At 70.9% G+C, this 21990-nt stretch carries 16 protein-coding genes; 12 read left to right on the forward strand and 4 right to left on the reverse strand.

What is annotated here, in order from left to right; all coding sequences use genetic code 11:
- Positions 1-144 precede the first annotated feature (144 nt).
- Together IMZ11_RS13220 and IMZ11_RS13225 are read left to right on the forward strand one after the other, a co-directional pair.
- The gene (locus IMZ11_RS13220; protein WP_228641185.1) at positions 145-1323 is read left to right on the forward strand and encodes a histidine kinase; all 1179 of its coding nucleotides are present in this window, start codon (positions 145-147) and stop codon (positions 1321-1323) included.
- The gene (locus tag IMZ11_RS13225; RefSeq protein ID WP_228641188.1) at positions 1298-1945 is read left to right on the forward strand and encodes a response regulator transcription factor; all 648 of its coding nucleotides are present in this window, start codon (positions 1298-1300) and stop codon (positions 1943-1945) included. The genes IMZ11_RS13220 and IMZ11_RS13225 overlap by 26 nt, the downstream gene beginning before the upstream one ends.
- A 10-nt stretch (positions 1946-1955) precedes the next feature.
- Here IMZ11_RS13225 and IMZ11_RS13230 read toward each other — a convergent pair whose 3' ends face one another.
- Complete coding sequence (locus IMZ11_RS13230; protein ID WP_228641190.1) at positions 1956-2405, reverse strand: archease; 450 nt, start codon at positions 2403-2405, stop codon at positions 1956-1958.
- Positions 2406-2556: 151 nt separating this feature from the next.
- Positions 2557-3045, reverse strand: coding sequence for an SRPBCC domain-containing protein (locus tag IMZ11_RS13235; protein WP_228641192.1), 489 nt, complete (start codon positions 3043-3045; stop codon positions 2557-2559).
- Positions 3046-3240: 195 nt separating this feature from the next.
- Here IMZ11_RS13235 and IMZ11_RS13240 point away from each other — a divergent pair, with 195 nt between their 5' ends.
- The 5 genes from IMZ11_RS13240 (at position 3241) to IMZ11_RS13260 (ending at position 15305) form a co-directional block, all read left to right on the forward strand.
- Complete coding sequence (locus IMZ11_RS13240; RefSeq protein ID WP_228641194.1) at positions 3241-4281, forward strand: aromatic acid exporter family protein; 1041 nt, start codon at positions 3241-3243, stop codon at positions 4279-4281.
- Between the two features lie 52 nt (positions 4282-4333).
- Positions 4334-7210 carry a BTAD domain-containing putative transcriptional regulator gene (locus IMZ11_RS13245; protein ID WP_228641196.1) on the forward strand — a complete coding sequence of 959 codons (2877 nt, stop codon included), beginning with the start codon at positions 4334-4336 and terminating at the stop codon, positions 7208-7210.
- 35 nt (positions 7211-7245) lie between these two features.
- Positions 7246-8466, forward strand: coding sequence for an FAD-dependent monooxygenase (locus tag IMZ11_RS13250; protein ID WP_228641198.1), 1221 nt, complete (start codon positions 7246-7248; stop codon positions 8464-8466).
- Between the two features lie 169 nt (positions 8467-8635).
- Positions 8636-14116 carry a carboxyl transferase domain-containing protein gene (locus IMZ11_RS13255; RefSeq protein WP_228641200.1) on the forward strand — a complete coding sequence of 1827 codons (5481 nt, stop codon included), beginning with the start codon at positions 8636-8638 and terminating at the stop codon, positions 14114-14116.
- 103 nt (positions 14117-14219) lie between these two features.
- The gene (locus IMZ11_RS13260) at positions 14220-15305 is read left to right on the forward strand and encodes an epoxide hydrolase family protein (RefSeq protein ID WP_228641202.1); all 1086 of its coding nucleotides are present in this window, start codon (positions 14220-14222) and stop codon (positions 15303-15305) included.
- Between the two features lie 11 nt (positions 15306-15316).
- Here IMZ11_RS13260 and IMZ11_RS46190 read toward each other — a convergent pair whose 3' ends face one another.
- Entirely contained in the window at positions 15317-17131 is a 1815-nt protein-coding gene (locus tag IMZ11_RS46190) for a histidine kinase (protein WP_228641204.1), read from the reverse strand.
- A 32-nt stretch (positions 17132-17163) separates the two neighbouring features.
- Here IMZ11_RS46190 and IMZ11_RS13270 point away from each other — a divergent pair, with 32 nt between their 5' ends.
- Positions 17164-17769, forward strand: coding sequence for a DNA-binding response regulator (locus tag IMZ11_RS13270; protein ID WP_228641206.1), 606 nt, complete (start codon positions 17164-17166; stop codon positions 17767-17769).
- Between the two features lie 66 nt (positions 17770-17835).
- Here IMZ11_RS13270 and IMZ11_RS13275 read toward each other — a convergent pair whose 3' ends face one another.
- Positions 17836-18333 (reverse strand): methylated-DNA--[protein]-cysteine S-methyltransferase, encoded by a 498-nt coding sequence (locus IMZ11_RS13275; RefSeq protein ID WP_228641208.1) that lies wholly within the window; start codon positions 18331-18333, stop codon positions 17836-17838.
- Positions 18334-18818: 485 nt separating this feature from the next.
- On the opposite strand from IMZ11_RS13275, the gene IMZ11_RS13280 reads away from it, so the two are divergent.
- From IMZ11_RS13280 to IMZ11_RS13295, 4 genes are read left to right on the forward strand one after another with little or no spacing between them, the layout of a single operon-like run.
- Positions 18819-19349, forward strand: coding sequence for an EF-hand domain-containing protein (locus tag IMZ11_RS13280; RefSeq protein WP_228641210.1), 531 nt, complete (start codon positions 18819-18821; stop codon positions 19347-19349).
- 46 nt (positions 19350-19395) lie between these two features.
- The gene (locus IMZ11_RS13285; RefSeq protein WP_228641212.1) at positions 19396-20466 is read left to right on the forward strand and encodes an isocitrate/isopropylmalate family dehydrogenase; all 1071 of its coding nucleotides are present in this window, start codon (positions 19396-19398) and stop codon (positions 20464-20466) included.
- Positions 20463-21119, forward strand: coding sequence for a cysteine hydrolase family protein (locus tag IMZ11_RS13290; RefSeq protein WP_228641214.1), 657 nt, complete (start codon positions 20463-20465; stop codon positions 21117-21119). The genes IMZ11_RS13285 and IMZ11_RS13290 overlap by 4 nt, the downstream gene beginning before the upstream one ends.
- The gene (locus IMZ11_RS13295; RefSeq protein WP_228641216.1) at positions 21074-21973 is read left to right on the forward strand and encodes an SAM-dependent methyltransferase; all 900 of its coding nucleotides are present in this window, start codon (positions 21074-21076) and stop codon (positions 21971-21973) included. The genes IMZ11_RS13290 and IMZ11_RS13295 overlap by 46 nt, the downstream gene beginning before the upstream one ends.
- Positions 21974-21990: the final 17 nt, after the last annotated feature.

Genomic DNA, 21990 nt, shown 5'->3' on the forward strand with positions numbered 1-21990 from the left:
TTGCGCGGCCGTCGGACATCGGACCCAGGTCGACGGCCGCCGGACGGAGGGCCGGACATGACGCCTCGGTTCTCGACCTGAGGCCGGCCGGATGTCGACCCAGGTCGCTAAGGCATCGGCCCGGCCGTCCCTAGGCTGTGGACCGTGCACGCCCATACGGAGAACCGACCACCCCTGGACCGGCCGGGCGTCGCGCTGCGTTATCTGTGTGCCGTGCTGCCGATGCTGTTCTACGGCGTCGTCCTGGCCGTGATCGTCTCGCAGGAGCGGGACCGGCTCTCAGCGGCACTGGTCGACGTGGGGCTCGGCCTGATCGGGCTGGTTCTGATGCGCGGGCGGCGGCGCCGGCCGTGGCAGACCGCGCTGGCGACCGCCCTGCTGACCGCCTTCTCCACCACGGCGACCGGCCCTGCCCAGGTCGCGTACGTATCCCTGGGGACGCGTCGTCGGTGGCGTCAGTTCGTGCCGGTCGCGGTCGTGTCCTGGCTGTGCCTGGCCGTGCGGTCCAGCTGGTACGGCGTCAACCAGGCGACCATCGTCTCGATGCTGACCGGAACCGCCGTCCTCGGCGTGCTGACCCTCTTCGGCCTCTACCTGCGCGGGCGTCGCGACCTGGCCGCCTCACAGCGAGAGGCGGCGCTGGCCGCGGAGCGCGAACAGCTGCAGCGGATCGAGCAGGCCAAGCTGGCAGAGCGGGTCGCGATCGCCCACGAGATGCACGACGTGCTGGCGCACCGGATCTCGCTGCTGTCGATGCTCGCCGGCGGTCTGGCGTACCGGACGGACCTCACCGCCGAGGAGACCCGCGAGATCGCGCTGGCGATACAGGAGAACGCGCACCAGTCGCTGAACGAACTGCGCACCGTGCTCGGCAAGCTTCGGCGTGACGACGCCCCCGAGGCACCGCAGCCGACCCTGGCCCACCTGGACGCCCTGTTCGACGAAGTACGCGCGGCCGGCCAGCGGATCGAGGTGGACGACACCATAGAGAACCGGGAACTGCTGCCGCCCCAGACCGGTCGGCACGCGTACCGGATCGTGCAGGAGGCCCTGACCAACGCGCGTAAGCATGCGCCGGGCAGCCGGGTGACGGCCGCGCTCGGCGGGCGCCCGGGTGACGGCCTGCGGATCCGGGTGAGCAATCCGGCGCCGTACGGGACGGCGGCCGGGCCCGGTGGCCGGCTGGGTCTGGTCGGCCTGGCCGAACGAACCCGGATGGCCGGCGGAACCCTCCGCCATGCCACCCGGGATGGACGCTTCATCCTCGACGCCCGGCTGCCATGGGAGGCTGCACATCGTGACTCGACTGGTGATCGTGGATGACGACCCGATGGTGCGAACCGGGCTGCGCCTGATCTTCGGCGGCGAGCCCGACCTGGACCTCGTCGGCGAGGCCGAGGACGGTCGGCAGGCCATGGACGTGATCCGGGACCTCAGGCCCGACGTCGTGTTGATGGACATCCGGATGCCCAACCAGGACGGGCTGGCCACCACCGAACTGCTGCTGGCGTGGCTGGAGCCGCCCCGGATCCTCGTGCTCACCACCTTCGACGCCGACGACATGGTGCTGCGGGCCCTGCGGCTCGGGGCCGACGGGTTCCTGCTGAAGGACACGCCGCCACCGAAGATGATCGAGGCCGTTCGCGCCGCGGCGAAGGGGGAGCCGGTGTTGTCGCCGAGTGTCGCCCGCCAGGTGATCGCCGCGGCAGCCGGTGCGCGCGAACCGCGGCAGGTGGAGGCGCGGCGGGAGCTGGCCACGCTCACCGAACGCGAGCGCGAGGTCGCCATCGAAGTGGCCAAGGGCGGCTCGAATGCCGAAATCGCCGAATGCCTCTATATGAGCGTCGCGACCGTGAAGGCGAACATCACACGGATCTTCGCCAAGCTGGCGGCCGACAACCGTGTCCAGGTCGCCATGAAGGTGCGCGACGCCGGCTTCATCTGAACGTGCGGTTTCATCTGAACGTACGGTCTCTCGGGTAGACGTCGACCACGACGTGGGCGTGCCACATCCCGGCCTCACGGCCGAACCGCAGCCCGAGTACCGCGACCGCAGTGGGCGACCCGCCGACGTGGCCGACCGCCCCTACCGGGACAGTCGCCAGCCGCATCTCGACCTGTCCCCGGCTGACGCCCGTTCTCTCGTCGATCGACACGTCCACCGCCACCCGACCGGGCACCTCGACCTGGTAGACCACCTCGTCCAGCAGCGCGCCGAGAAGCCCTTCGTCGGTCTCCTCGGCCAGAGCGATCATGACGCTGCCGTCCGGCACCGCCTCGCCGATGTCGGCGAAGGTCTCCACCAGCGCCCGCACCGCTTCGGCCAGGCACTCCTCCCGGCTGTCCGCCCACGCCTCCAGCGCGATGTCGGCCGTGCGGGGGACCGCCCTGTGACCCCTGCTCACCCTGTCCACTCCATCAGTAATCCCTGGCGCGGGAAAGTGCCGGCCGCGGTCTGACGGCGTCGATCATGCCGGCGAGCACGGACCGTGTGGAGACGGGGACGAGCGGCCGGGGCCGTCCCAGCGAGGCGACTTGGATACCGGGAGCGAGCGCCTACCTCGCGGTTTCGGCGGGAGCTGACGCCTGGCCGCCCTCGACGAGCGCGGCCAGGTTCGCCAGCGCCATCCGCGTGCCCGTCTCGTTGTCGGCGGCGGGCACGGCGTCGGAGATTCCGTCGTGCACGATGACGACATCGGTGCCGCCACCGGCGTCGGTAAGCGTCGTCGTCATCGTCATGGTCCCGCGCAGGGCGGGATCTGTGGTCTCGAACTCGAACACCTCGACCACTCGCTCGTCCGGAACGAGCTCCGCGAAGTGGCCATGGTACGTGTCGGTGTGCGACGCCGACTTGCCGGTCGGTCCCGGCTCGTCGTACGTGAGCGAGATTCGGAACGAGCCGCCTTCGCGTGCGTCGAACTCGTGGACGTGGCTGCTCATACCCGCTGGTACCCGCCATTTTGCGATCGCGTCCGCGTCCACGAGCGCCCGGTAAACGGCCGAACGCGGCGCGTTCACGTGCTGAGTGACCCGCGTCGAGTACATGCGGCCGACTGTACCGGCGAAGAGGGCGGAGCACCCGCACGAGGTCGTGGCCACCCCGGCCTTCGCCGAATGGTTCGAATCAGAAGAATTCAGGGCAAATGTGATCCCAATGTCATAAAAATCCGCCATCGTGGAGGAGTGCGAACGTGGCTCAGTGATCAAGTTAGGAAGCGGCTGGGTACGTTTGGCCTGATTGTGCCCTCTATCGCGCAGTGTGCCGTCGGCGCCGCGCTGGCCTGGATCGTCGCCGTTCATCTACTCGGCCACGCCCATCCCCTCTTCGCGCCCATCTCGGTGATGATCTGCGTGGGTGTGGGGCTCGGGCAGCGGCTGCGCAGGGTGGTCGAGCTGGTGGTCGGTGTCAGTCTGGGCGTGGGCATCGGCGACCTGCTGGTGTCCTGGATCGGCTCGGGCCCCTGGCAGATGGCGCTCGTGATCGCGCTGGCGATGAGCATCGCGGGGCTGCTGAACAGCGGCGAGTTGTTCGTGTCGCAGGTCGGGTCGTCCGCGGTGCTGGTCGCCATGCTGGTGCCGGGCGAGGACGTCGGCGGGCTGGACCGGATGGCCGACGCTCTCACCGGCGGCGTCATCGGCATCGCGGTGGTCGCGCTGCTGCCCGCCAGTCCGCTCACCATCGCGGGCAAGCATCTGTCCGGCGTGCTCGACGCCTTCTCCACCGTGCTGGAGCAGGCGGCGGAGGCGATCGAGAAGGGCGATATGGACCTGGCCGCCGAGGCCCTGGAGTGCGGACGAAGGACACAGACGGCGGTCGAGGAGTTCGCGGCAGCGCTGGAGAACGGCAAGGAGATCATCAGGATCTCGCCGCTGCGCTGGCATCACCGGGCCAGACTGGCCAGGTACGAGACCGCCGCCGTACCGGTGGACCTGGCGTTGCGCAACGCGCGGGTGCTGGTCCGCCGCACGCTCGCGGCGCTGGGGGAGTCCAGCCCGCCGCCGGCCGCGCTGGCCGAGGTGCTGCGCGAGGTCTCGGAGGCGGCGCTGCTGCTTCAGCTCGAACTGGGGGCCGGGCGCGAACCGATGCTGGCCAGGCAGGCGTTGCTCGCCGTCGCCGCCCGGGAGCGGCCGAAGAACCTGGGCTTCTCCGCGAACGTCATCATCGCGCAGCTGCGCTCCATCGCCGTCGATCTGCTCGAGGCGACCGGGATGGACCACGACGCGGCCTCGGCCGAGCTGACCCCGCTGGACGAGCCGAGCGGCGAGAGCATACGCGGCTGAGCCGAGCCCGGCCCCACTGGTGCGGCGCGGCCGTCGGTGGATAATCGCCGGCATGCGGTTCGGAATCCTCGGCGAGACCCGGGCGTGGCACGAGGACGGGACCGAGGTCCCGCTGGGCGGACCGGCGCGGCGCGCGCTGCTGGCGCTGCTGCTGGTACGCCCCGGTCAGGTCGTGCCGTCCGACCGGCTGGCCGAGGAGGTCGACCCGGACGGCGCGCTGTCGGCGCACGCGCTGCAGTCCCAGGTGTCCCGACTGCGTGCCGCGCTGGGGTCGGCGGCCGCGATCGAGCGGGCCGGGGCGGGATACCGGATTGTGGTCGCGGACGACGACGTGGACGCCTGCCGGTTCGAGCGGCTGGCCGGGGAGGGGCGGGCGGCGTCGCGCGACGGCGAGGTGGGACGGGCGGTGGCGCTGCTGCGCGAGGCGCTGGACCTGTGGCGCGGACCCGCGCTGGCCGGGGTCGCCGAGAGCGAGACGGCCCAGGCCGCCGCCGTGCGGCTGGAGGAGCTGCGCCTCGCGGTGCTGGAAGACCGGATCGAGGGCGAACTGCGGCTCGGCGAGCAGCGCGCCGCCATACCGGAGCTGCGCGAGCTGGTCGGCCGCCACCCGCTCCGTGAGCGGCTGGCCGGGCTGCTGATGCGGGCGCTGTTCGCCGAGGGCGGGCAGGCCGAGGCACTGGTGGTGTTCGAGGAGACCAGGCGGCACCTGGCAGAGGAGCTGGGCGCCGATCCCTCGGCCGAGTTGGTCGCGCTGCACCGGGAGTTGCTCAGCGTCGATCCGTCGCCGGCGCCGACCGCGCCGCCCGCCCAGCTGACCTCCTTCGTCGGCCGCGCCGAGGAGGTGGCCGACGTCGCCGATCTCCTGCGGGTGGCCCGCCTGGTCACGTTGATCGGCCCCGGCGGCGTCGGGAAGACCCGGCTGTCGGTCGAGGTCGCCGGGGCGGTGACCGATGAGGTGTGCTTCGTGGAGCTGGCCGCGCTGGGCGACGAAGCCGGGCCGGCCCGGGCGGTGCAGGGCGCGCTCGGCCTGCGTGAGCACGGGCTCCAGATGGGAGATCCCGCGCGGACGCCGGTCGATCGGCTGATCGCGGCGCTGTCGGACCGGGTGCTTCTGCTCATCCTGGACAACTGCGAGCATGTGATCGAGGAGGCCGCCGTGCTGGCGGCCCGGTTGCTGGCGGCGTGCCCGCGGCTGCGGGTCCTGGCCACCAGCCGCGAGCCGCTCGGCATCATCGGCGAGCACCTGCACCAGGTACGTCCGCTCGACGAGGACGCGGCGGCGCGGCTGTTCGGCGACCGGGCCGCGGCCGTACGGCGCGGTTTCGCCGCCGATCCTGAGCTGGTCCGGCGGATCTGCGCGGCCCTGGACGACCTGCCGCTGGCCATCGAGCTCGCGGCGGCGCGGCTGCGCACGCTGGACCTCGACGATCTGGCGGCGCGGCTGGACGACCGGCTCGGTGTCGCGGCCCGCGGCAGCCGTACGGCCCATGACCGGCATCGGACGCTGCGCTCGGTGGTCGCGTGGAGCTGGGACCTGCTCTCCGAATCCGAGCAACGGGCCGCGCGGCGGTTCACGGTCTTCGCCGGGGGCGCGACGGCGGAGTCCGCGCTGCGGGTGTGCGGCGCGGACGGCGAGACGCTGGAATCCCTGGTGGACAAGTCACTCCTGGAGGTCTCTCGCGGCCGGTTCCGGATGTTGGAGACGATCCGCGCCTACGGCGCCGAGCGGCTCGACGAAGCGGGCGAACGCGAGTCGGCGCGGCGGACTCACGCCCGGCACGTCCTGGATCTGGTGCGTGCCGCCGACCCGCGTCTGCGACGGGCCGAGCAACTGGACTGGCTGCCGGTCCTCGTGGCCGAGCATGAGAACGTCCTGGCCGCTCTGCACTGGGCGGTCGAGGCTCCGGACGTCGCGACGGCCCTGGAGTTGCTCGCCTCGGCCGCGACCTACGTGTGGATCCGGGGCGCGTCCGCCTCGGCCGCGCCGCACGCGATCAGCCTGCTCGCCGCGATCGGCGACACGTTCCCCGCGGGGCTCGGCGAGGAGTACGCGACATGCGTGCTGCTGGCCGCGTCCGACCGGACAACGTGGCGGCGCCACCACGCGACGGCCGAGAGAGCGCTGGCCGCCGCGTGGCCCGGTGACCGGCCGGGCCGGTACCCGGCCGCGCTGCTGCTATGGCTGATGCGCAACGCGACCGACGCCGACCCGCAGAGTGCGTTCGCGCTGGTCTCGGCCCAGCGCGACTGTCCCGAGCCGTGGGTGCGTGCGGCCGCCCGGTTCGTGTCGGGGTTCGGGGCTTTGGGCGAGCAGGACGTCGCGGCGGCCGAGCCCGCCTTCGGCGCGGCGGCCGAGGGCTTCCGGTCGCTCGGTGACCGTTGGGGCACCGCGCTGGCGCTGGACATCCTGGCCGGTCTCGCGGGTGGGCGCGGGAACCGTGCGCGGGCGATCGCGCTGACCGACGAGGCCCTCGCCCTCACCGGCCAGCTCGGCGCCCTGGAAGACTCGGCCGACCTGCTGGTCAACCGGGGCGATCATCTCGCCGCCGACGATCCGGCGGCCGCCCGCGCCGACTACGCCGAGGCCGCCGATCTGGCCCGCCGCGCCGGCAGCCTGACCTGTCTGGCGGCGGCCCTGCGCGGGCTCGGCGACATCGCCCTGCTGGAGGAGGATCCGGCCGAGGCGGAACGGCTCTACACCGATGCCCTGGAGCGGATCGACCCGCACTGGGTCAAAAGCCTCGGCAACCAGGTACGCGCCCTCGTCGGCCTCGGCCGGGTCGCCGAAGCGCGCGGCGACCACGCCACGGCCCGCGCGCGCTACCGCGAGGCCGCCGAGAACGCGGCCGTGCTGGGCCCCTCGGCTTCGGACGCGCTGCGCCTGCTGGGACTTCCCAAGGCGGTCACCGAGGCGGTGAGCCGGGGGTGAGTGTCCGGTGAGCCCTCCCATGCAGGCTCTCCTCCATGACGAACCGCAACGTACTGATCTCCGGCGCCTCCGTCGCGGGCCCCGCGCTCGCCTACTGGCTCCACCGCCACGGCTTCACCCCCACCATCGTGGAGCGTGCCCCCGCGCTGCGTGACGGCGGCTACGCCGTCGACTTCCGTGGTGAGGTACACCTGTCGATCCTGCGCCGGATGGGCATCCTGGACGACATCGAACGCGCCCGCACCGGCATGGGCTCCATGTCGTACGTCAACAGGGCCGGCAAGCCGCAGGCCGAGATGCCCGCCGACCTGTTCGCCGGAGACATCGAGATCCTCCGCGGAGACCTGGCCCGCATCCTCTACGACGCCACCAAGGAGCACACCGAGTACATCTTCGGCGACTCCATCACCTCGCTCACCGAGGACGCCCACGGGGTGACCGTCGCCTTCGAACGCGCCGCGCCGCGCCGGTTCGACCTGGTCATCGGCGCCGACGGCCTGCACTCCAACACCCGCCGCCTGACCTTCGGTCCCGAGGAGAACCACGTCAGGCACCTGGGCGTCTACTGCGCGATCTTCACCACCGACAACCACCTCGGCCTCGACCACACCGGCCACGCCTACCGCACCGCGAACAAGCTGGTGGTGATGTACAGCGCCCGCCACAACACCGAGGCCAAGGCCGTCTTCTATTTCGCGTCACCGATCCTGGACCTGGACCGCCGCGACGTGGCCCGGCAGCAGGCCGTTCTCGCCGAGCACTTCACCGGCAGCGGCTGGCAGAGCGACCGGCTGTTGCACGACATGCGCTACGCGCCGGACTTCTACTTCGACTCGGTCGGCCAGGTCCACATGGACGCCTGGGCCCGAGGGCGGGTCGCCCTGGTCGGTGACGCCGCCTACTGCCCGTCCTCCCTGTCCGGCATGGGTTCGGGCCTCGCCCTGGTCGGCGCGTACGTGCTGGCGGGAGAACTGGCCGCCGCGCACGGCGACCACCGCGTCGCGTTCGCCCGCTACGAGCAGGAGATGCGCGGGTACGCGGCGGGCTGCCAGAAAATGGGCGACGGCGTCGCCAAGCTCATGGTCCCGAGCAGCCGCTTCCTGGCCTCGGTCCTCAACCACTACTACAAGGTCATGCCGTACCTGCCGGGAAAGAACATGGCCACCAAGATCGCCCGCAGGGCCGCCGAGAACATCACGCTTCGCGACTATGTCGTCCAGGATGCCCTCCCGCGGGAGGGATCGTCGACTTCGTGACAGGGCCCGGGGTGCTTTTGTGGGGTTTCCACAACGCAACAGCTCCGGGACGCGCGATGCGGACCATTGGTGTAGCCACCGGTAATCAAGGAGGGTGTAAACAGGTGCAGGCGACGCTCCGGGACCCGGATGTCGCCCTCTGTCCGTGGGAACTTGGGAGGCTCAGCCGGTGTTCAGTCGTGTCGCCATCGTCAACCGTGGAGAGGCCGCGATGCGGCTCATCCACGCGGTGCGGGACCTTTCGGCGGAAACCGGGACGCGGATTGAGACGGTCGCCCTCTACACCGACGCCGACCGCCACGCGACCTTCGTCCGTGAAGCGGACGTCGCCTACTCGCTCGGCCCCGCCTCGGCCCGCCCGTACCTCGACCACGCCGTCCTGGAGCGGGCACTGGTGGAGACCGGGGCCGACGCCGCGTGGGTCGGCTGGGGGTTCGTCGCCGAGGACCCGGCGTTCGCCGAGCTGTGCGAGAAGATCGGCGTCACCTTCGTCGGGCCGAGCGCGGAAGCGATGCGCAAGCTCGGCGACAAGATCGGCGCGAAGCTGATCGCCGAGGAGGTCGGCGTCCCGGTCGCGCCGTGGAGCCGCGGCGAGGTCGCGACCCTCGAGGAGGCGCTGCGCGCCGGCGACGAGATCGGCTACCCGCTGATGCTCAAGGCGACCGCGGGCGGCGGCGGACGCGGCATCCGGATGGTCGCCTCCAGTGAGGAACTGGCCGACGCCTACGAGCGCACCAGCCAGGAGGCGCTGCGCGCCTTCGGCTCCGGCGTGGTCTTCCTGGAGCGTCTGGTCACCGGCGCCCGGCATGTCGAGGTCCAGGTCATCGCCGACGGACAGGGCACCGCATGGGCGCTGGGCGTCCGGGACTGCTCGGTGCAGCGGCGCAACCAGAAGATCATCGAAGAGTCCGCCTCCCCGGTACTGGCTCCCGAGCAGACCGCCGAGCTGAAGGCGTCGGCCGAGCGGCTGGCGCTGGCCGTCGGCTACCGCGGCGCCGGCACCGTCGAGTTCCTCTACCACCCCGGCGAGAAACTGTTCGCCTTCCTTGAGGTCAACACCCGGCTGCAGGTCGAGCACCCGATCACCGAGATCACCACTGGCACCGACCTGGTCAGGCTGCAGTTGCACGTGGCGAACGGCGGGAAGCTGGAAGGCACCCAGCCGGGAGAGGTCGGCCACGCCGTCGAGGCCCGGCTCAACGCCGAGGACCCCGACCGCGACTTCGCACCCGCCCCGGGCCGCATCGCGCGGCTGGTGCTGCCCGCCGGGCCCGGCATCCGCGTGGACACCGGTGTCAGCGAGGGCGACAGCATCCCGGCTGACTTCGACTCGATGATCGCGAAGATCATCGCCCACGGCCGTGACCGCGAGCAGGCGCTGGGCCGACTGCGCCGCGCGATGGCCGAGACCACAGTGATCATCGAAGGCGGCGCGACGAACAAGAGCTTCGTGCTCGACCTGCTCGACCAGCCCGAGGTGATCGACGCCAGCGCGGACACCGGCTGGATCGACCGCGTCCGCGGCGAGGGCAGGCTCGTCTCGAACCGGCACTCCGCCGTCGCGCTGGCGGCCGCCGCCATCGAGGCGTACGAGGAGGAGGAACGCGTCGAGCGGCAGCGGCTGCTGTCGACGGCGTTCGGCGGACGACCGCAGGTGCAGCACGAGAGCGGCCGACCGCTGGACCTCAAGCTGCGTGGCGTCGGCTACCGCGTGCGCGTCGCCAGGGTCGGCGCGCATCGGTTCCGTGTCGGCATCGAATCGGGGGACGACGCCCGCATCGCCGACGTCGAGCTCGACCGCTTCGACCGGCACACCGGGCGGATCGTCGTCAACGGCAGCCGGTACCGCCTGCTCACCGGCACGCACGGGCCGATCCACCTGGTCGAGGTGAACGGCGTGACGCACCGGGTCAGCCGCGACGAGGGCGGCGTCGTCCGCTCGCCCGCGCCCGCGCTGGTCGTCGCCACGCCGCTGGAGGTCGGCGCCGAGGTCGAGGCGGGCGCGCCGGTGCTCGTGCTGGAGAGCATGAAGATGGAGACGGTGCTGCGGGCGCCGTTCAAGGCGCGGTTGAAGGAAAGCGTCGTCTCCGTGGGCAGCCAGGTGGAGACCGGTGCACCGCTGCTGCGGCTGGAGCCGCTCGCCGACGACGACGCCCAAGCCGAGGACGCGTCGGCCACCGAGTCCGTCACGCTGGACCTGCCCGCCGCACCCGGCAGGGTCCCGGCGCGGGAGCGCACCAGGCGTGGCCAGGAGGACCTGCGCAGCCTGCTGCTGGGCTTCGACGTCGACCCGCACGACGAGGGCGGGGTGCTCGACGACTACCTCGCCGCGCGCCGGGCGGCCACCGACGACGGCCATCGGCCGCTGGCCGAGGAGCTCGAACTCGTCGACGTGTTCGCCGACCTCGCCGAGCTGAGCCGCAACCGGCCGGCGGGCGAGGACGGCGGCGGTGGCGGCCACGTGTACAGCGCCCGCGAGTACTTCCACACCTACCTGCAGAGCCTCGACGTCGAGCGGGCCGGGCTGCCGGAGGCGTTCCAGGCCAAGCTCGCCAAGGCGCTCGGGCACTACGGCGTCACCGAGCTGGAGCGCTCCCCCGAGCTCGAAGCCGCGGTGTTCCGCATCTTCCTCGCCCAGCAACGCGCGTCCGCCGACGCCACGGTGGTCGCGACATTGCTGCGCGCGTGGTTGCGGGAGTCGCCGCCGGACGAGACGCTGCGCGAGCCCGCCGGTCTCGCGCTGGAGCGGCTGGTGGCCGCGACGCAGGTCCGTTTCCCGATGCTCTCCGACCTCGCGCGCGGCGTGGTGTTCACCTGGTTCGGCCAGCCGCTGCTGCGCCGCAACCGCGCCCGCGTCTACGCCGACGTCCGCAAGCATCTGCGCCACCTGGACGCGCACCCGGACGCGGCGGACCGCGCCGAGCGCGTCGCCGAGATGGTGCGCAGCACCGAGCCGCTGGTGCGGCTGCTCGGCCAGCGGCTCGTCCGGGGCAACCTGGACAACGCGGTCATGCTGGAAGTGCTGACCCGGCGGTACTACGGCAACAAGGGTCTCACCGGCGTCCGCACCAGCGAGGCCGCGGGCTGCAGGTTCGTGGTCGCCGAGCGCGCCGGCTCGTGCGTGGTCTCCTCCGCGGTGAGCTTCGAAGCGCTGGGCAGCGTGCTGCGCGGGCTCGCGGAGCTGGCGAGCGGCGAGGACGCCATCGACGCCGACATCTATCTCGCCTGGGAGAACCAGCCCGAGGACTCCGAAGCGATGGCGGCCGCGCTGCACGAGGTCGTCAGCGCGCACCCGCTCCCTGACCAGGTCCGCAGACTCACCACCACCGTCGCGGGCAGCGGCGGCGCGGTGATGCACCACCACTTCACGTTCCGCCCGTCGACCACAGGGATGGCCGAGGAGCGGCTGATCCGCGGACTGCACCCGTACATCGCGGAGCGGATGCAACTGGAGCGGCTGTTCAAGTTCGACCTCACCCGGCTGCCGTCGTCGGACGAGGAGGTCTACCTCTTCCAGTGCGTGGCGCGGGAGAACCCGTCGGACGACCGCCTCGTCGTGTTCGCACAGGTGCGCGACCTGACCGAGCTGCGCGATCACGACGGCAGGCTGGTGGCGCTGCCGACGGCCGAGGACACGATCGCCACCTGCCTCGACTCGATCCGCCGCGCGCAGTCGCGACGACCGTCGAAGAAGCGCTTCACCACCAACCGGATCGTGGTCTACGTCTGGCCGCCGAGCGACATGACCCGGGCGGAGCTGGAGATGATCGCCGGTCGCGTGTTGCCGACGACCGCGGGCGCCGGGCTGGAGGAGATCCTGTTCATCGCGCGGCAGCGCGACCGGACGACCGGCGAGCTGACCAAGATCGCCGTGCGTATCTCCTTCGACGCCACCGGCGGCACCGAGCTGACCGTCGGTGAGCCGCCGCTCGACCCGGTCGAGCCGCTCGACGACTACCGGCAGAAGGTGCTGCGCGCGAGCAGCCGCAACACGGTGTACCCGTACGAACTGACCGGGCTGCTCGGCGACTTCGTCGAGCACGACCTCGACGCCGACCACACGCTGGTGCCGGTCGCCCGGCCGAAGGGGCGCAACACCGCGGCGATCGTCGCGGGCGTGGTCGCCACGCCGACCCGGCGGCACCCGCAGGGCGTCACCAGGGTCGTGCTGCTCGGCGACCCGACGAAGTCGCTCGGCGCGCTGTCGGAGCCGGAGTGCCGCCGCGTGATCGCCGCGCTGGACCTGGCCGAGCGGATGCGGGTGCCGCTGGAGTGGTACGCCTTGTCCTCCGGCGCGCGGATCTCCATGGGCTCGGGCACGGAGAACATGGACTGGGTGGCCGCGGCGCTCAAGCGGATCGTCGAGTTCACCCAGGACGGCGGCGAGATCAACATCGTGGTCGCGGGCATCAACGTCGGCGCGCAGCCGTACTGGAACGCCGAGGCGACGATGCTCATGCACACCAAGGGCATCCTGGTGATGACGCCGGACTCGGCGATGGTGCTCACCGGCAAGCAGTCGCTCGACTTCTCCGGTGGTGTGTCGGCCGAGGACAACTTCGGCATCGGCGGCTACGACCGGGTGATGGGCCCGAACGGGCAGGCGCAGTACTGGGCGCCGAACCTGACGGCCGCCCGGGACGTGCTGATGTCGCACTACGACCACACGTACGTCGCACCCGGTGAGGAGGCGCCGCGGCGGGCGAGGACCACCGACCCCGTCGACCGTGACATCTCCGACTTCCTGCATGCCGTGGAGGGCAGCGACTTCACCACCGTGGGCGAGATCTTCTCCGCCGAGGCCAACCCGGACCGCAAGAAGCCCTTCGACATCCGGACCGTGATGCGGGCGCTCTCCGACCAGGACCACCCGGTGCTGGAACGCTGGGCGGGCATGGCCGACGCGGAGACCGCGGTGGTGCAGGACGTGCATCTCGGCGGCATGCCGGTGTGCCTGCTCGGCATCGAGTCACGGGCGGTGCCGCGGCGTGGCTTCCCGCCCACCGACGGCCCGGACACCTACACCGCGGGCACGCTGTTCCCGCGGTCGTCGAAGAAGACCGCGCGGGCGATCAACGCGGCCAGCGGCAACCGGCCGCTGGTGGTGCTGGCGAACCTGTCGGGGTTCGACGGCTCGCCGGAGTCGATGCGGAAGCTGCAGCTGGAGTACGGCGCCGAGATCGGCCGCGCGATCGTGAACTTCCGCGGGCCCATCGTGTTCTGTGTGATCTCGCGGTACCACGGCGGCGCGTTCGTGGTGTTCTCGAAGGCGCTGAACCCGAACATGACCGTGCTGGCGCTGGAGGGCTCGTTCGCGTCGGTGCTCGGCGGCGCCCCGGCGGCGGCCGTGGTGTTCTCCGGTGAGGTGAACAACCGCACCGCGACCGACCCGCGGGTGACCGAGCTGCAGGCGCAGGTCTCGGCGGCGAGCGGCGCCGAGCGGGCGGCGCTGAACGCTCAGCTCGCCGAGGTGCAGTCCGCCGTACGGGCGGAGAAGCTCGGCGAGGTCGCCGCGGAGTTCGACCGGGTGCACAGCATCCAGCGCGCGGTCGAGGTCGGCTCGGTGGACGCGATCATCGGCGCCGCCGAGATGCGGCCGCGGATCATCGAGGCCATCGAGCGCGGCATGAAGCGCCCGCACGGGGGTTGACGGGGGAGATCGCCGTGCGGTCGGGAGCGCGTCGTGCAATCTGCACGGTGGACCGGTGCACGGTGAACTACCCGTGGCGACGGCATTTCTCCAGCATGGAGGCATGAGTTCACACATCACTCCCTTCCGTGTGGAGATCCCCCAGGCGGCCTTGGACGACCTCCAGACGCGGCTGGACCTCGCCCGCTTCACCGACGAGGTCTCCGACGCCTACGGCGTGAGCGTCAGCCGGGTCCGGCGGTTGGCCGAATACTGGCGGAACGGCTACGACTGGCGCGCCTGGGAGGCACGGCTCAATGCCTATCCACAGTTCACCACCGACATCGACGGGCAGCGGATCCACTTCCTCCACGTACGCGCCGCCAGGGAGGACGCGCTGCCGCTGATCCTCACCCACGGCTGGCCCGGTTCGATCGTGGAGTTCCTCGACGTCATCGAGCCGCTGTCCGAGGACTTCCACCTGGTGATCCCGTCGCTGCCCGGGTTCGGCTTCTCCGGGCCCACCACGGAGGGTGGCTGGGGCACCGTACGCACCGCCCAGGCATGGGCGGAGCTGATGGAACGCCTCGGATACGACCGCTACGGAGCGGTCGGCAACGATGCCGGCTCGATGGTCTCGCCGGAGATCGGCCGCATCGCCCCTTCCAACGTCGTGGGCGTGCACGTCACGCAGATCTTCTCCTTCCCGTCCGGTGACCCCGCCGAGTTCGTGGACATGACCGAGGAGGAGCAGGCTGCGATGGGGGTGCTGCAGCGGTTCTGGGAGGAGATGGGCGCCTTCAACACCCTGCACTCTCAGCAGCCGCAGACGCTGGCCCACGCGCTCGCCGACTCGCCGGTCGGGTTGCTGGGCTGGAACGCCCAGCTGTTCGACCACGACCTCGACGACGACTTCGTGCTCACCAACGTCGCGCTCTACTGGCTCACGGGCACCGCGGGCTCCTCGATCCGCATGTACTACGAGAACGCCAAGGCCGCGCCGCTACCGGCCGAGCCCACCACGACGCCGATCGGGCTCGCCTCGGCCAAGGGCGACTTCGAGTCCATCCGGCGTTTCGCCGAGCGGGACCACAAGAACATCGCACAGTGGCACACGTACGACACCGGTGGGCACTACGCGGCCCACATCGCACCCGGTGTCTACGCGGACGACGTTCGCGCGTTCTTCTCGGGTCTCCTCCAGGGATAGCGGCGGCCCGGTCAGCGGGGCACCGACGCGACCAGGGCGAACGTGCCGTCGCCCTGGTCATCGGCCGTGAACGTGCCGCCCGCGGACTCGACCCTGGCCGTCAGGCTCGCCAGCCCGCGGCCGGTTCCCTGCGTGGCTCTCGCCACACCGTCGTTCGCGACGCGCAGCCGTACCACCTGCGCGTCCGTCTCCACCACGATCGTGCACAGCCGAGCGGCCGAGTGCCTGACGACGTTGGTGACGGCTTCGCGCACAACAGTGGCCAGCACGGGAGAGTTCTCCAGACCGACGGCGTCCACCTGGATCTCGACGCCGGCGGAGTCGAGCAGCGAGCGAGCGGACTCGATCTCCTCGCGCAGGCTCAGCATGGCGCCGCCGGAGGTGATGGAGCGTACGTCTGCGAGGCCACGCACCGCCAGCGGGCCCACCTCCTCCAGTAAGAGCGCCGCCTTGGCGGAGTCATGGCCGATCACGCGGAGGGCCAGCTCGGCCTTGAGAGTGATCGCCGACAGGGTGATACCGAGCAGGTCGTGCACGTCCCTCGCCACCCGGAGCCGCTCGGCGACCACGGCGCTCCTGGCGACCTGCATGCGCAGGCCGCGCAAGCGTCCGGCCGCCTCGGGGAACCGGTTGAACGCGAACACCCCGATGGCCATCGTGATCATCGACGCGACCTGGTAGAGCGAATATCCGCCCACCTCTGGATAGAGCTGCAGCAGGAACGCGGTGGCGACGGCGACGACCGCCACGGCGGGCACCGACCAGCGCGCGGGCAGCCACAGCAGGGTGTTGGCCACGGACATGCCGATCAGCGCCGACATGCTGCCGTTCCCCACGTAGAGCGTGGCCGCGCCGACGATGAGGATGTGCAGCGGGAGCGTCCACCGCCAAGCGGAGGGAGCCGAGGCCCTGGGGAAACCGTGGTAGAGCTGGAACGCGACAGCCAGTGGCGCGACCACGGCGGCGACGGCCCAGCGACCCGGATCCGCGGTGCCGCTGTCGGCGACGTTGGCGAGCACGATGACGGATACGTTGACGGTCATGGCGGCGAGGGCCCATCGCGAGAGGCGCGACGTATCGTCCGGCAGGTCGGTCCGGGCCGTGGCCGGCGGTTCGCGGGGGGCGGCGGCGACCGTTCTGGCCTCCGCGGCCGCCTCGCGTGAGATGTCCGCGATGACGGCGAGTGTGCCGGTGGTGGGCGGATTCCGGCGGGACGCGCGCAGGATGTGAGCGAGCCGGACGCCGATGGCCCTGCGCAGGTCACCGGCCGCACGCAGGCGCTCGTTCGCCGCTTCCAGTTCGGCGAGCTGCCGGTTGGCCGCCTGGGTCTCGCTGAGCAGCACGGCCAGTCGCACCAGGGCGAACAGCGTGAGCCCCACGTTCATGTCGACGATCGTGAAGCTGACGACTGTGACGAGGTCGGGGCCGTGCAGCGCGCCCGCCACCAACGTGTCGGCCAGCAGCACCACCCCGAACAGCGGCCATCCCGCCGGACCCGCGACGCTCAGCGGCATCGCGGCGGCCAGCGGCCCCGCTATGGGTCCCCACAGCATGGGGAAGGGCAGGTACGGGCCGAAGGTCGCGACCGCGAGTACGGGAACGGCGCGGCGCCCGCCCCGGGCGACGAGTGCGAAGAGGCCGACGACGGCCACGATGAGGCTCAGGCAGATCCCGAGGGTGGGAGGCGAGGACTGCCCTCGGACGTTCGCCATGGCGACGACGATCGTGAACCGTGTCGGGATGAGCAGGGCGACGTAGCCAAGCACCAGCATCCAGCCGGTAGACGGGCTGAGCCGTGGCCACCCGTTCCCTTTCGCCCCCGTCACCTGCGTTGTTTATCACGCTTAGTATGCGCAGTGTGATTCGTGTGCTCATAGCGGAGGATGTCCGGATACTCCGTGAGGCGCTGGTCGCCTTGCTTGGGTACGAAGAGGACATCGAGGTCGTGGCCGAGATAGAGACCGGCGAGGCGATCGTGCCCGCGGCGCTCGCCTACCGGCCGGACGTCGCCGTGCTCGACATCGACCTGCCCGTGCTCGACGGTCTGGCCGCCGCTGCGGACCTGCACGTACGACTGCCGGAATGCCGCGTGCTGATCCTCACCGCGCTGGGCAGGCCGGGCAACCTACGGCGCGGGGTCGAGGCGCACGTGTCCGGCTTCATGCTCAAGGACTCCCGGCCAGAGGACCTGGTGAACGCCATCCGCGACGTCGCGGCCGGCGGCCGGGTCGTCGACCAGAAACTCGCCTACGCCGCGCTCGACGTTCCCGCCAACCCGCTGACCGATCGTGAAGCCGACGTCCTGCGCCTGACCGGCGCCGGCGCCGCGCCCCGGGACATCGCCAAGGACCTGCATCTCAGCTACGGCACCGTACGCAACTACCTCGCCTCCGCCGTGACCAAGCTGAACGCCCGCACCCGGCTGGACGCGGTCCGCATCGCCACCGAGGCGGGCTGGCTCTGAGGACGCGCTGCCCAGGGTGGGCGCGGCCGCCGGTCGCGGAACCTCGGCGGTATCCGGACATGACGCTCAGGCGGTCTGTAGCGCGCCTTCGACCGCGAGCAACCGCTCCTTGCGTGCCAAACCGCCCGCGTACCCGGTCAGCGAGCCATCCGCGCCGATCACGCGGTGGCAGGGCCGGAAGATGAGCAGCGGGTTGGCGCCGATCGCGGCGGCCACCGCACGCACGGCGGTCCTGGGTGCTCCGGCCCGCTCGGCGAGCTGGCCGTAGCTGACGGTGGAGCCATAGGGGATCGTCTCCAGCGCGGCCCACACCCGCTCCTGGAACGGGGTGCCGCCGCTGGCATAGTCCACCTCGAACTCCTGCAGCTCACCGGCGAAGTACGCGCCCAGCTGCCGGACGATGTCGGTGAACACCGCCTCGTCGCGCCGCCAGCCGGGCTGCGCCTCCCTGCGGCGCTTCTGCCCGGGAAAGGCCAGCGAGGTCAGAGTGACGCCGGTCGCGGACTCCTCGCCGACCAGCAGCAGCTCACCCAGAGGGCTGTCCATGGTCATGTAAACGGTCATCGTCCTCGTCCTTTCGATCCCACCACCAGGTATAACGTGAAGCCGGCCAGCATTCCTGGCGGTATTCGGACATCGCGTTCAGGCTGCGGCGGTGGCCCCCGGCCGGGCTCGGCGATCAGTAGGCGAGAGCGATCCGGCCGTCGTCTCCGTCCCGGAGAGTCATCGAAAAGTAGCCCTGCGGCTACAGGGGGATCCACGCTCACGAGACTGGGGCGATAATTCCGAAAATATCAGGAAATTTGGTGCATTTCGCATCGCCCTTCGATGGAGGGCCGGCCGGAACTACGGCGCGAACTCGCGGAAGTGCTGCAGGCTGTTTGATGCTTGATTGGCATATATTCCATGTGTCCCATTGGTCGCATTTAGGCGATCCAAATGGCAATCGTGTAACAGGCGTGCGAGTCATGGTCTGGCATAGTAGTTTCCGGTCGGAATCTTGATTGCGGACCTCATTGCGAGTGGCGGCCAAAGAAAGGCGACAGGATATGCAGCAAGCGGCCATCGATCGAGTAAAGCTCATCTTCACCCTGCTCGACGCGGACGGCACCGGCAGCCTCGAAGCCGAGGACTTCGACCTCATGGCGGCCCGAGTGGTCGCCGCGTCCCCCGGCTCCGACGAAGCGGCCAAGGCGGCCATGCTCGCCGCTTTCCGGCGCTACTGGACAACCCTGGCCGCCGAACTCGACGCCAACCGCGACGGCCGGATCAGTTTCGAGGAGTACACCGCGTGCGTCCTCTCCCCGGAACGTTTCGACGCGGCGCTCACCGACTTCGCCGAGTCCCTGGCCGCGCTGGGTGACCCGAACGGCGACGGCCTCATCGAGCGGGACCTCTTCGTGGCGCTCATGACGGCCATCGGCTTCGAGCGGGCGAACATCGACGCGCTCTTCGACGCGTTTCAGCCGTCGGACGACGACCAGATCGAGGTCTCGGTCTGGGCCGCGGGCATCAGGGACTACTACGGCCCGGAGAAGACGGGAATTCCAGGCGACCATCTGGTCGCGGTCCGGGGCTGATCGGGATCGCCGCCTTGACGCATCGGCCTTCGGCAAAGGAGCACGGGTGGAACCAGTCATCGGACTCGCCGTCGGCCGTGGAACGGGCCCCGAGCTCGCGGCCGTCTTCGAGCGTGTGCTGGCCAGGATCGCCGACGTCTATTCGGTAGGAATCGGCGTCGCGCGGTCGGAAAGGGTCTACCACTCGTATTCGTCACTGAAGGCCGATGCCGGGATCGATCGGGTCCGCGAGCTCACCCGGGAGGACGCCGACCACTACGCGGAGTTCTGCCGCACGCGGGCCGCTCTCGGCATCCCGGCCATATTCCGTACGGCGATCAACGCCCAGTCGCTGTACCTGGTGCGCCGGCACCTGCAGGCGGTGAAAGTCGACGTCATCACCGCACCGGACGCGTCGCTGCTGCTCGTCCGGGACGGGGCCCAGGGCTTCTACACCGGGGAGAACACCCACGTTCCGGGCGCGCTCATCCGCACCATGGCGTTCAGCCGGGAGATCACCGAGAAGGTCATCGCCTTCGCGGTGCGGCGCGCGCGACAGGAGTGGCCGGACGGCGGAGTCGACGAGATCGTCATGGCGTACAAGTTCCACCTGCTCGACGGTGCTCTGGACGAGTGGGTGGCCGAGAGCGCCGCGCGGCACGGAGTCGAGATCCGCCTGTTCCAGCCGGACACGGTGAACCGCAACCTGATCGAGCGTGGTCCGCGCCCCAGAACCGTGATCATCGCAGGCAACGAATGGGCCGACATCATGCACGTCGTCCTGCTGGACCGCTTCGGCGCCGAGCGCCAGGAGAACCGCTGCACCGAGAACGTCTACCTGCACCCCGACGTGGCCGGGCTGGTCGAGTACCAGACCGTGCACGGCTCGGCCGACGACCTGGAGGGGAAGAACGCGGTCAACCCGGTGGCGACCGTACGCGCGGCGGCGATGATCGCCGAGCGGCACGGGGGTTGCGGCGGGGCGGTGCGGATGGTGGAGCGCGGCCTCGCCACACTCGGCCGTCGGGACATCGGCACCCCCGACCTCGGTGGACGGCACTCCACCACCGCGGTGGTGGACACACTGCTCGACGTGCTGGAGCCGGAGGGGCAGCCGGTCCTGGTGGCGGATTCGTGACTCCGGTGGAGAGCATGGCGCTGGTCGTCGTGGACCTGCAGAACGACTTCTGCGCCGGGCCCACCGCCCTCGCCCGATATCGCGGCGATCCGGCGAGGCTGGACGAGGTCGCGGCGAACACCGCGCTGGCCGTCGACCGGGCACGGGCCCGCGGCATCGAGGTGCTCTTCGTCCGGTTCCTGGGTGACGCCGAGCACCAGGGGCCCAGCTGGCGGCGCCGCGACCGGGTGCAGGGCAAGCGGCCCAAGTGCCTGGACGGCTCGTGGGGTGCGGAGTTCCACAGGGTGTCACCCAGGTCAGGGGAGCGCGTCTTCACCAAGCGGGCGTGCTTCGACGCCTTCCTCAGCTCGGGGTTCGAGCAGCATCTCGTCCGAAGCGGTGTCGGGCGGCTCGTGTTCGCGGGCCTCTACACCGACGTCTGCGTGGACTCCACCGCCCGGACCGCGTTCCAGAAGGGCTTCCACATCACGGTGCTGACTGACTGCACCGCCAGTGTGCACGTGCGGGACGCGGACATCCTGCGCTTCATGACCGCTGTCTACGGCGCCCACATCACCACCCACGACCACCCGGACCGGTGGGCGCCGCCCGCCGAAGAGGAGAACGCGTGCCGGCCGCACAACACACCGGTGTCGAAGACGGCGTCGGCCTGACCGCCCTCATGGTCGCCGCCGCGCGGGCGATCGAGACCCACCGGCCCGATGCCCTGGCGAGTGACACCTACGCCGAGCATTTCGTCCGCGCCGCAGAGGCGTCCGCGGCGTGGCCGGTCCGCCCTGCGGAGGTGCCGGACGGAGACGCGAACCCCTTGTGGGGCAGGCTGGGACGGTACTTCGGCCTGCGTACCCGAGTCCTCGACGACTTCCTCATCCGCTCGACCCACGCGGGCGTCCGGCAGGTGGTTCTGCTCGGCGCCGGCCTCGATATGCGGGCTTTCCGGCTCGACTGGCCGCCGGGTCAGGTCGTCTACGAGATCGACCGCGACGGAGTCCTGACGTTCAAACGCGACGTGCTCGACGGCCTCGCCCTCATCCCGGCGGCCACGCGCTGTCCGATCGCGGCCGATCTGCGCGACACGTGGGTTCGATCGCTGGTGAGCGCGGGCTTCGACCTGACCGCGCCGACCGCGTGGCTGGCTGAGGGCCTGCTGCTCTATCTCCCGTCGGCCGCCGAGCGTCGTCTCATCGAGACCGTGGACCGCCTGAGCGCCGACGGAAGCGCGCTGGCGTTCGAGGTCAAACTCGGGACGGAGTCTCCGGAGGTCCGCGCCAACCCCGTCTACGCCGCGACCAGACAGCAGATCGGCGTCGACCTGCTCGCCCTGTTCGACAGGGAGCCACGCCCCGACTCCGTCGGTTCCCTGAGGGCGCGGGGCTGGTCCACCGCCGTCCACACGCCCTTCGACTTCGCCCGTCAGCACGGCCGCGGTCCGCTCCCCGAACTGAACGACGCCCTGGCGAGCAACCGCTGGGTGTTCGCGACCAAGCGGGGCACGCGCGAGCGGTGACCACCGAGCAGCGACCG

It is taken from the genome of Microtetraspora sp. AC03309, assembly GCF_020826795.1.
Lineage (GTDB): Bacteria > Actinomycetota > Actinomycetes > Streptosporangiales > Streptosporangiaceae > Microtetraspora > Microtetraspora glauca.